General features: G+C 60.1%; 8 protein-coding genes, 1 pseudogene and 1 riboswitch. Of the genes and pseudogenes, 7 read left to right on the forward strand and 2 right to left on the reverse strand.

The features are described from left to right. Positions 1–471 (forward strand): annotated as a pseudogene (locus B3187_RS00090) (type I glyceraldehyde-3-phosphate dehydrogenase); the annotation flags it as partial. A 2-nt stretch (positions 472–473) separates the two neighbouring features. After that, entirely contained in the window at positions 474–1694 is a 1221-nt protein-coding gene (gene arsJ / locus B3187_RS00095) for an organoarsenical effux MFS transporter ArsJ (RefSeq protein ID WP_286804107.1), read from the forward strand. Positions 1695–1945: 251 nt separating this feature from the next. On the opposite strand, the gene B3187_RS00100 is transcribed toward arsJ, so the two are convergent. Then, positions 1946–3238, reverse strand: a complete 1293-nt coding sequence (locus tag B3187_RS00100) for an NAD(P)/FAD-dependent oxidoreductase (protein ID WP_286804108.1) — start codon at positions 3236–3238, stop codon at positions 1946–1948. A gap of 13 nt (positions 3239–3251) precedes the next feature. Continuing rightward, the gene (locus B3187_RS00105) at positions 3252–4244 is read right to left on the reverse strand and encodes a Gfo/Idh/MocA family protein (RefSeq protein ID WP_123639544.1); all 993 of its coding nucleotides are present in this window, start codon (positions 4242–4244) and stop codon (positions 3252–3254) included. A 291-nt stretch (positions 4245–4535) separates the two neighbouring features. On the opposite strand from B3187_RS00105, the gene B3187_RS00110 reads away from it, so the two are divergent. From B3187_RS00110 to B3187_RS00130, 5 genes are all read left to right on the forward strand, one after another. Continuing rightward, entirely contained in the window at positions 4536–6161 is a 1626-nt protein-coding gene (locus B3187_RS00110) for a methyl-accepting chemotaxis protein (protein WP_286804109.1), read from the forward strand. A 149-nt stretch (positions 6162–6310) separates the two neighbouring features. Beyond that, the gene (locus B3187_RS00115) at positions 6311–6820 is read left to right on the forward strand and encodes a DUF6249 domain-containing protein (RefSeq protein ID WP_123639542.1); all 510 of its coding nucleotides are present in this window, start codon (positions 6311–6313) and stop codon (positions 6818–6820) included. Continuing rightward, positions 6820–7398 (forward strand): RNA polymerase sigma factor, encoded by a 579-nt coding sequence (locus tag B3187_RS00120; RefSeq protein WP_123639541.1) that lies wholly within the window; start codon positions 6820–6822, stop codon positions 7396–7398. The genes B3187_RS00115 and B3187_RS00120 overlap by 1 nt, the downstream gene beginning before the upstream one ends. Beyond that, a complete protein-coding gene (locus B3187_RS00125) occupies positions 7395–7736 on the forward strand; it encodes a DUF5056 domain-containing protein (RefSeq protein ID WP_286804110.1) in 342 nt (113 codons plus the stop codon). Before B3187_RS00120 ends, B3187_RS00125 begins: the two co-directional genes overlap by 4 nt. 37 nt (positions 7737–7773) lie before the next feature. Next, positions 7774–7880: riboswitch (TPP riboswitch) on the forward strand. A gap of 123 nt (positions 7881–8003) precedes the next feature. Continuing rightward, a complete protein-coding gene (locus tag B3187_RS00130) occupies positions 8004–10121 on the forward strand; it encodes a TonB-dependent receptor (protein ID WP_286804111.1) in 2118 nt (705 codons plus the stop codon). The last annotated feature ends 71 nt before the right edge of the window (positions 10122–10192 follow it).

Raw genomic sequence — 10192 nt, forward strand, 5'->3', positions numbered from 1 at the left:
ACCAACACCCAGAGCATTCTCGATCAGCCTCACAAGGATCTGCGTCGCGCCCGGGCCAGCAGCATGAGCCTGATTCCCACCACCACCGGATCGGCCAAGGCGATTACGGAGATTTTCCCCGAGCTGAAAGGGCGGCTCAATGGCCACGCGGTGCGTGTTCCCCTGGCCAATGCGTCGCTGACCGACTGTGTCTTTGAAGTGGAAAAAGCCACCGATGCGGCTCAGGTCAATCACCTGCTGAAACGTGCAGCCGAGGAGGAAATGCCGGGCATTCTCGGCTATGAAGAGCGACCGCTGGTGTCGGTGGACTACAAAACCGATCCGCGCTCCAGCATCATCGATGCCCTGTCGACGTTGGTGATCGACGGCACCCAGGTAAAAATCTACGCCTGGTACGACAACGAGTGGGGCTACGCCAACCGCACGGCGGAACTGGCGCGCAAGGTCGGCCTCGCGGATCACGCGGGTTGACCATGTTGGCACACTTGTCTCCGGCCATTCGTCAGTACCTGCTGATTACCGCCAATTATTGGGCCTTCACCCTGACCGATGGCGCACTGCGGATGTTGGTGGTGCTGCATTTTCACCAACTCGGTTATAGCCCGCTGGCCATCGCCATGCTGTTCCTGTTCTATGAGATTTTCGGGGTGATCACCAATCTCGTGGGCGGCTGGCTCGGTGCCCGCCTGGGCCTGAACCGGACCATGAATCTGGGGCTGGTGTTGCAGGTCGTTGCGCTGTCCATGCTGCTGGTGCCGGCCGCCATGCTCACGGTGCCCTGGGTGATGGCGGCGCAGGCGCTTTCGGGTGTGGCCAAGGACCTGAACAAAATGAGCGCCAAGAGCTCCATCAAGTTGTTGGTGCCGGACGGGCAGGGCGGTGCCCTTTATAAATGGATCGCGGTGCTGACCGGCTCCAAAAATGCGCTGAAAGGTGCGGGCTTCTTTTTGGGGGGCGCGCTGTTGATGGTCGTGGGATTTGCCGGCGCCGTCGGCGCCATGGCCGCTGCGCTTTCTGTGGTCTGGATCATCAGCCTGATTTTTCTGAAGAAGGATCTGGGCCGGGCCAAAAGCAAACCCAAATTTTCTGAGGTCTGCTCCAAAAGCCGCGCGGTCAATGTGCTGTCCGCCGCCCGCCTGTTTTTATTTGGCGCCCGGGATGTCTGGTTCGTGGTGGCGTTGCCGGTGTTTCTGGCCAGCCAGTTCGACTGGGACCACTGGCAGGTGGGGGGCTTTCTGGCGCTTTGGGTGATTGGCTATGGCGCGGTGCAGTCCGTCGCTCCGAAAATCACGGGGCGCTCCGGGCGGGGTTTGCCGGATGGACGTACCGCATTTGGTTGGGCGGCGGTTCTGACGGTCATTCCGGTGTTGATTGCGCTGGCGTTGTGGCAGGGTATTGCGCCAGGTGTGAGTCTGGTGGTGGGGTTGCTGATTTTTGGTGTGCTGTTTGCGGTGAACTCTTCCCTGCACAGTTATCTGATTGTCAGCTATGCCAAGGAGGACGGGGTCTCGTTGGATGTCGGTTTTTACTATATGGCCAATGCGATGGGTCGTCTCGTGGGCACGGTGCTCTCCGGTTGGGTGTATCAGGTCGCGGGGCTGATTGCCTGCCTGTGGATCTCAGCCGCCTTTTTGGCCCTGGCGGCGATAATCGCCCTCTGGTTACCGCGTCGGTTGGTCGGTGAGAGTGCGTAGCGATTTATTCGGTACTTCGAGAGTAGTACTTGGTTTGGGTAACGGCGGATGCGCCTTCGGCTTATCCGCCCTACGCGGAGTTCTACTGCTGCGCTCGGCCGTAGGGCGGATAAGCGAAGCGCATCCGCCGTTACACGGGGGGCGGAACGAAAGCGTGCTAGTTCCCGGAACGTTACGTTGGCACTGCGGAGGGAGGGTATACCCTCCCGCAGCACTCTAAGTGAAGTGCCGTCAATATTTAAGCAATACCATCAATGCAACTTCAACCGCGGTCGTAACCACCGATTGATTTTACCCGCCAGCATCAGCAAACCGGTCTTGATCAAACCGTGCACCGCCACCTGATGCATCCGGTACAGCGAGATATACACCACCCGCGCCATACGACCCTCAATAAACAGACTGCCCCGAGTGAGGTTGCCCATCAGGCTGCCTACGGTCGAGTAGTTCGCCAGGGAAATCAGCGAGCCGTGGTCTTTGTAGTGGTAGGTTTTCAGCGGCTTGTTGTGCAGGCAGGCGAGCAGGTTGTCGTAACAGGTATCCGCCATCTGATGGGCCGACTGCGCTCGTGGCGGCACTCGCTTGCCATCTTCCTGAATGAACTCGGCGCAATCACCAATGGCGAAAATCCGTTCGTCCCGCGTGGCCTGCAAATGCGGATTGACGGTCAACTGATTGATCCGGTTGGTTTCCAGACCGCCGATGTTGGCCATAAACTCCGGTACCTTGATGCCGGCGGCCCAGACCATCAGGTCCGCTTCAATGAAATCACCGTCTTTGGTGTGCAGGCCGTTATGCTCGGCTGAGGTCACCATCGTCTGAGTGCGCACCTTGACCCCGATGTTGGTCAGCTCGCGGGTGGCCGCGGCGGAAATGCGTTCGGGCAGGGCGGGCAGGATCCGTTCGCCGGCCTCCAGCAGGGTTACGTGCAGGTGCTCATTGGTGATGGCATCAAAGCCATAGTGGTGAAACTCTTTGACGGCATGATGCAGCTCCGCGGAGAGCTCCACGCCGGTTGCGCCGGCGCCCACAATGGCAATGCGTACTTCATCCGGTTCGTCGGGAACGCGCTGAATTCGCAAGAACCGGTTGAGCAACTTGTTGCGAAACCGGTGCGCCTGCTTGGCGCTGTCGAGAAAGATGCAGTGCTCTTTCACACCGTGAGTGCCGAAATCATTGGACACCGACCCCAGAGCCATCACCAGGTAATCGTAATCAATGCGGGTGGCGGGAATGTACTCCACACCTTCCTCGTCCAGAACCGGCGCCAGCACAACCTGGCGCTGCTCGCGATCGATGTCGGTCAGGGTGCCGATGCGAAAGTGAAAGCCTTTGGCGTACGCCTGGGCGCGGTAGCTGACCGCATCGTTGCCCTCATCCATGGTGCCCACCGCTATTTCATGCAGCAGCGGTTTCCATAGATGGGTGGTGTTGCGGTCCACCAGGGTAATATGGGCTTTCTTCTTTCGGCCCAGCTTGCGACCGAGCCTGGTGGCGAGTTCCAATCCGCCGGCGCCACCGCCGACCACAACAATTTTCTCCATGAAATGCCTCTCCTCAGTCCAGGTTGACCCAGCGGCTTTCGTCCGAGCTGGTGAAAAGCGCATCAATAATGCGCATATTGGCTTCCGCATCCCACAGCGGGGTAGGGGCCGGCGTGTCCTCCTGGATGCTCTGGCTGAAGGCGTCCACCATCAGCTGGTACTGATTGGGTTCTGGAAAGCTGAAGGTCTGCTTTTCCCCACTGATAACCAGGGTAACCCGGTTCTCATCGCCGGGTTCGGGGTTGAACGGCTTCTCCAGGCGGATCATGCCTTTCTCACCGTGGATTTCCGCCCACTGCGTAGCCTCGGTTTTGGTGGTGACGGTAAAGGTGGCGGTGCCGTCGGGGAACTCCATGATGGCCGAGGTCAGGCAGTCCACCTCGTAGCCAGCCAGTGGCTGCACGCTGCCGACCACACGCACCGGCTCTGCGCCGTAGACATGCCGGGCGGAGGAGATGCCGTAGCAGCCAATGTCCATCAGCCCGCCACCACCGATGTCCGGCAGGTTGCGGATGTTCTCATCGTCCCGGTTATTGTAGGCAAAGAAGGCGGTGTAAGTCCTTACTTGCCCCAGGTCCCCGCGCTCCAGCCATTCGCGCACATGCTGCCACTGGGGGTGGAAGCGGTACATGAAGGCTTCCATCAGCTTCTGCTTGGGGTGGGCCTTGGCCGCGGCCTTGAGCGCCTGCAGGTCTTTGACGTCCAGGCTGATGGGCTTTTCACACAGTACGTGCTTGCCCGCTTCCAGCGCCTGAATCGACAGCGGCACATGCAAGTGGTTGGGCAGGGGGTTGTAGATGGCGTCGATATTTGGGTCCGCCAGCAGGGCTTCGTAGCTGCCGTGGGCCACGGGAATGCCCAGCTCGTCGGCAAAGGCGCGGGCACTGTCTTCGGAGCGCGAGCCCACGGCGACCACTTCACCTCGCTCGGAGGCCTGAATGGCGGGAATGACTTTCTTGCGACCAATATTGGCGGTGCTGAGCACCCCCCAGCGAATCTTGTTCATGGCAAGCTCCCTAGCGTTGTGGGGACAGGATCAGTAGGCCGTTAGTGTACACCAGGGGGCAAAAAAGGCTTCAACTTTGCAGCCTCACCGCCGACAGCCTTATCAGGGCCGGCACGGTGGTACCTGAAGTCCTGTGCTAGAGTCCAAGAGGGGCGGTGGTGCCCGTGACGAACGAGACAACGACTTTGAAAACTGCGGGAATATCCCCGGCCAGGGGTGTTGGTTTTCATACCAGAAAATTTGGGGCGAGTGAAAAGGAATAACAACAGCCCGGAATCTTGGGATCAGACTATGTTTTTACGTGCGTTAAATATCGGCCCGCGACTGGCCGCTGGCTTTGGAGTCATGCTCTTTTTATTAATTGGTCTGGGGCTCTTCGCTTTGTATGAAATGGCCCGGATGGACGAAATTTCCTCTGAGATCAACGACGAATGGATGCCCGCGGTACGTGCGGTAGGGGACCTCGGGACCAGTATTATGCGCTACCGGGTGTTTACCCTAAGGACTGCCGCGGATGAAGACCCGGTGATGGTTGAGCAGAACATCGAGCGCATGCAGGCGGTGAAGGCGGATGTCCGTGCCAATCAGAAGCGCTTTGAGCAGGTGATCAATAGTCCCGAGGTGCAAGCGGCTTATGACCGATACGTGGACGCTCAATCCGAGTACTTCGAGAACGCTGATATTCTCGTCGACTTTGTCCAGCAGGGGGATTTCGGTTCGGCGATGGGGATCGTCAATATAGCCTTGGGCGGCCCGGCCGATCGAATGGCTGACGCATTGTTGGAGTTGTCAGATATCAATCAGGAAGGCTCTCGTCTAGCGGATGAACGAGGTGCCACGGTTTTTGCGGCAGCAAAACTGGCGGTGATTGTGGCCATTGTGGTTGCGGTGCTGCTCGGTATCGGGCTGGCGGTATTCCTTGCCCGCAGTATCGTTCAACCGTTGGGCCAGGCGCTGGATAATGCCGAGACGATCGCCGGTGGTGATCTCAGCCAATCCATTGAGGTTAAAGGCAATGACGAACCGGCCCGCCTGCTCAATTCGCTGGCGGTCATGCGGGAGAACCTGCGCAGTGCCATCAGTCAGATCTCAAACTCCTCCACCCAATTGGCCTCGGCAACTGAGGAGTTGAGTTCGGTGGCAGAAGACTCCTCGCGCAGCCTGCAGGAGCAGACCGACGAGATTCAGCAGGCGGCCAGTGCGGTTACCGAGATGACCGCGGCGGTAGAAGAAGTGGCTCGCAATGCCACTGAAACGTCGGAGTCGTCCGGTGAATCCGCCAGTGCCACCAAAGATGGGCTGGCTAAAGTGCGCGAGACCCGAAAATCCATCCAGTTTATGACCGATGAAATCGACAAGACCTCGGAGTCGGTCAATGGCTTGGCCGAACAGGCCAATGACATCGGTAAAGTGATGGATGTGATTCTGGCCATAGCCGAGCAGACCAACCTGCTGGCCCTGAATGCGGCGATTGAAGCGGCGCGGGCCGGGGAAGCCGGTCGCGGTTTTGCTGTGGTGGCGGACGAAGTACGCGCTCTGGCGCACCGAACTCAGACTTCCACCAAGGAAATCGAGACCATCATCAACAACATTCAGAGCGGTACCAAGGATGCGGTGTCTTCCATGGAACTGAGCAGCACCCGCGCCACGGAGACCCTGGCGGTGGCCAAGGCCGCCGGCGAGGCGCTGGAGCGAATTGCCGAGGGCATCGACGATATCAACGAGCGCAACCAGGTCATTGCCAGCGCTTCGGAAGAGCAGGCCAGCGTGGCGCGGGAAGTGGACCGCAATCTGGTCAAGATCAGCGACATCGCCACCCAGTCGGCGGCGGGCGCGAATCAGACCAGTGCGTCGGCCGAAGAGCTTTCCAAACTGGCGGTGGAGCTCAATACGCTGGTCAGCCGGTTCCAGCTGTAAGCGTGTTGCGGTGGGCTTTCGGGCCCACCGCGCTCGCCCCCGATTTTTTTTGCCCGCCTTTGAATCCAGACCCGCCATTGCCCTCGTCTTGATTGGTAACCCAGCGCCTCGCTGGACGCGCTAGAATGACTGATACGAGGAAATGGACCATGAAACATCTGACTCTGAATCACCTGTTGCGCATTGCGGCCGTAGCGCTGCTCGCCTTTGGCTTGATCAGTGGGGCTGTGCCCGCTTTAGCGGAAACCGCCAATTGGCAGCAACATATGCCCGAGCATATTCCCGGGGGCGATGCGGCGGCCCTGATCATTCCGGTTGTTGCCATCCTGATGGTGTTTGGCGCTCCAGCGCTGGCGGTGATTCTGATTGCCCTGTTCGTCTTCCGCCACCGGGAGCGGCGCCAGCAACTGCTCAACGAACGTATCCAGAAGTTTCTGGAGGCTGGCCAGCCGGTGCCGGAGAACCTGATGGAGGACGCGCTGCCAAGCCCGGTCCGCAACCTGAACCAGGGGTTGGTACTGCTGGGGGCGGGTATCGGTCTGACGGTGTTCCTGACCCTGATGACCGGTTTCGCTATTGGCAGCATCGGGCTGATCCTGGTGGGCATGGGCCTGGCCAAGATCCTGATCTGGAAACTCGCTGAGCGTCAGGCGCAGTAATGATCCCTAATCCTGAGCCTCTGTCTGACGCGGGCCTGATTGCCCGCGTCATGACCCAGCAGGACCAGCACGCCTTCCGGCAGTTGGTCCTGCGCTATCAGTCGCCGGTACGCCGTTGGGCCCGGCGCCTGTGCAATGGAGACGAGGCCGCGGCCGACGATCTGGCTCAAGAGGTGTTCATCAAGGTCTACCGCTCGCTGCACAGCTTTCGGGGCGAAGCGCGTTTTTCCACCTGGCTGTATCGCATTGCGTTCAATCTGGCGGCCAGCCAGAAGCGGCTGGCGCGGGAGCGCTGGACCAAGGTTGACCTGGAGGACGCCACGCCTGAGCTGGACAGTCATCAGGTGCAGGCGGGGCATGCCGGCTCCCTGGACGCCCGGCGCGACCTGGAAGCGGCCATGGCCCGATTGAGCCAGCCCCAACAGTGGGCCCTGCGCCTGAGCCTGGAGGAAGAGCTCACGCAGGAAGAGGTGGCCGAGGTGATGGGCATTCCCCTTGGTACCGTTAAAACCCACCTGCTCCGTGGTAAAAAGGCCCTGAGAACCCATCTGTCATCCTGGCAGGAGACGGCACAATGAAATCCGATATTCCCAACGACGAGCGCGAACTGGACGCCTGGCTGAGCCAGACGCTGCAGCGTAACAGCGACCACATTGACGACGCCGGTTTTACCGATGCGGTGATGCACCGCCTGCCAGTGCGCCGCGCGGGGCGTTTGTCCAGAGTCCTCTGGGTGCTGTTGATGGCGGGACTGGCCGGTCTGCTGGCGCTGGTACTGATTCCCGCCCCAACCTGGGCCTATGCGCTGGCGGGGGCGATGCTGGCAACGCCGTTGACGGTCGTGATTCAGGTGGGGCTGCTGGCGACGGCGGTGTTGGTGGCCGGCGCCAGCTACTGGGTCTGGCAGGAGGATTGATCGTTTGGCGATAGCCCCTCATTCGCGTTAGAATTGGCGCCACTCCTCGGGGAGGTCATGTACCTGAGACGCTCTGACCACAGAGCGGACCCGTTGAACCTGATCCGGTTAATGCCGGCGTAGGGATAGGAAGAGGAACCAGCGCCCTCGAAATAGTCGTAGGGTGCCGCAGGCCAGCCCCTTGGCCCGCCACAATAAATAGCGTTCCAGCACACTCCCGCTCGCATACCGGGTCTCCACTTAAACGTTGTTTTGGAGACTCTGCCCATGAACCCGACACGCTTTTCGCTTTCCGCTTTGACGGCCGCGCTTTTGACGGTCAGCACTCAGGCACAGGATGTGGCCCAGATCGATGAAGAAATTCTGGTCACCGCCGATTTTCGCCAGTCCGGCCTTCTTGACCTAGCCGCCAGCGCCTCGGTCATTGATGCCGAAACCATCCGCCAGCGCGGCGCCGACCACCTGTCCCAGGTGCTGAATACCGCGCCCAACGTCAACTTTTCCGCCGGCACCTCCCGGGCCCGTTTCTTCCAGATTCGCGGTATCGGCGAGCGCAGCCAGTTCGTCGAGCCGGTCAACCCGTCGGTTGGCCTGATCATCGACGGTATTGATATGACCGGCATTGGCGCCGGCGCCACCACCCTGGATATCCAGCAGGTCGAAGTGCTGAGGGGGCCTCAGGGCACGCTCTACGGCGCCAACGCCATGGCCGGCCTGATCAATATGGTCTCGGGCACGCCCACTGAATCATTCGAAGGTACGGCCAGCCTCGGGTTGGCCGAGTACAACACCCACACTGCCAGCGGCGTCATCAGCGGCCCGGTATCGGACACGCTCAGCTATCGCCTTGCGGCGGGCACCACCCTCAGTGATGGCTATCAGGAAAACGCCTTTCTCGGCACCGACGACAATGCCGATATCGATGAGCAGACCCTGCGGGGCAAACTGCGTTGGCAGCCCCGCGCCGACCTCACGGTCGACCTGACTGCCTTCTATGTCGATGTCGACAACGGTTACGACGGCTTCTCCCTGGACAACACCCGCACCACTCTGTCGGACCAGCCGGGCCACGACCGCCAGGAGAGCACCGCCGGTTCGGTGCGCCTGCAGTGGCAGGCTACCGAGGCGTTTGATGTGGAGGCGCTGGTCAGTCACGCCCAGTCCGATCTCGAATATGGCTACGATGAGGACTGGGCCTACGAAGATATCTGTGTCGACTTCGAGTGTGTTTTCGACGGCTACAACTCCTTTGATAACTACCTGCGGGACAACGACAATACCAGCGTCGACCTGCGCCTGGTATCGCGCAATGCAGAGGATGAGCTGGGCTGGGTGGTCGGTACTTACTACCGGGACCAGAGTGAGGACTTACGCCGGGAGTACACCTACCTGGAAGAGGATTTCCGAAGTGCCTTCAGTACCGAGAACACCGCGCTCTACGGTCAGTTGGATATTCCCCTGGCCGAGCGCCTGACCCTGAAAGCCGGCCTGCGCCACGAAACCCGCGATGCCGACTACGCTGACAGTGACGGCGCCGTATTCAGTCCCTCGGAAGACATGTGGGGCGGCAAGCTGGCTCTGGAATATCGGGATGAAGCGGATAACCTGTGGTACGCCCTGGCCTCGCGCGGCTTCAAGGCCGGTGGCTTCAACAGCAGTCAGACGCTGGCGGCGAATGAGCGGGAGTTTGACACCGAAACCCTATGGAATTACGAAGCGGGCTGGAAGGGCGAAGCACTCGACGGTGCCCTGCAGACCCGTGTGGCGGTGTTTTATCAGGACCGGGACGATGTGCAGACCAAGCAGTCCCGGGTGGTTCCGGACGAGGGCGATGACTGTCCCTGCAGCTTTATCGACTACACCACCAACGCTGCGGCGGGCAGTGCCCGAGGCCTTGAGCTTGAAGCCAATGCCCGGCTCAACCGTATGACCGAGGTGTTTGCCAGCGTGGGCTTACTCGATAGCGAATTTGACGACTTCCAGAGCTTCGCGCACGTCGGCGCAAACGAAGAGACTGGTGAGCCGGAGGATCTGAGCGGCCGCGATCTGCCTCATGCCCCGAGCTATCAATTCGCGGTGGGTGCGCTGTTTAACCTGACGGAGCACTGGTATGCTCGCGTGGAGTTGGAGGGCAAAGATGAGTTTTATTTCTCCAGCCGCCACGAGGAGCAGTCCGATGCGTATGAATTATTGAATGGCCGGATCGGTTATCGTGCCGATAGTTGGGAGGTGGCGCTCTGGGGCCGCAACCTGACCGATGAGGACGTCAAAACCCGGGGCTTCGGCGCCTTCGGTAACGACCCTCGAGATGGTTATGAAACCAAGCCCTATTATCAGTTCGGCGAGCCGCGCGTTGTGGGGGTTGATTTTAATCTGCGGTTCTAGGCGGGCTTTTTTAGGTTCGGGGGCGTCGGTGTCAGGAACCTTGACTCAAGACACGCCGTACATACGTCCCT

Source organism: Marinimicrobium sp. UBA4209 (assembly GCF_002381585.1).
Taxonomy (GTDB): Bacteria; Pseudomonadota; Gammaproteobacteria; order Pseudomonadales; family Cellvibrionaceae; genus Marinimicrobium; species Marinimicrobium koreense.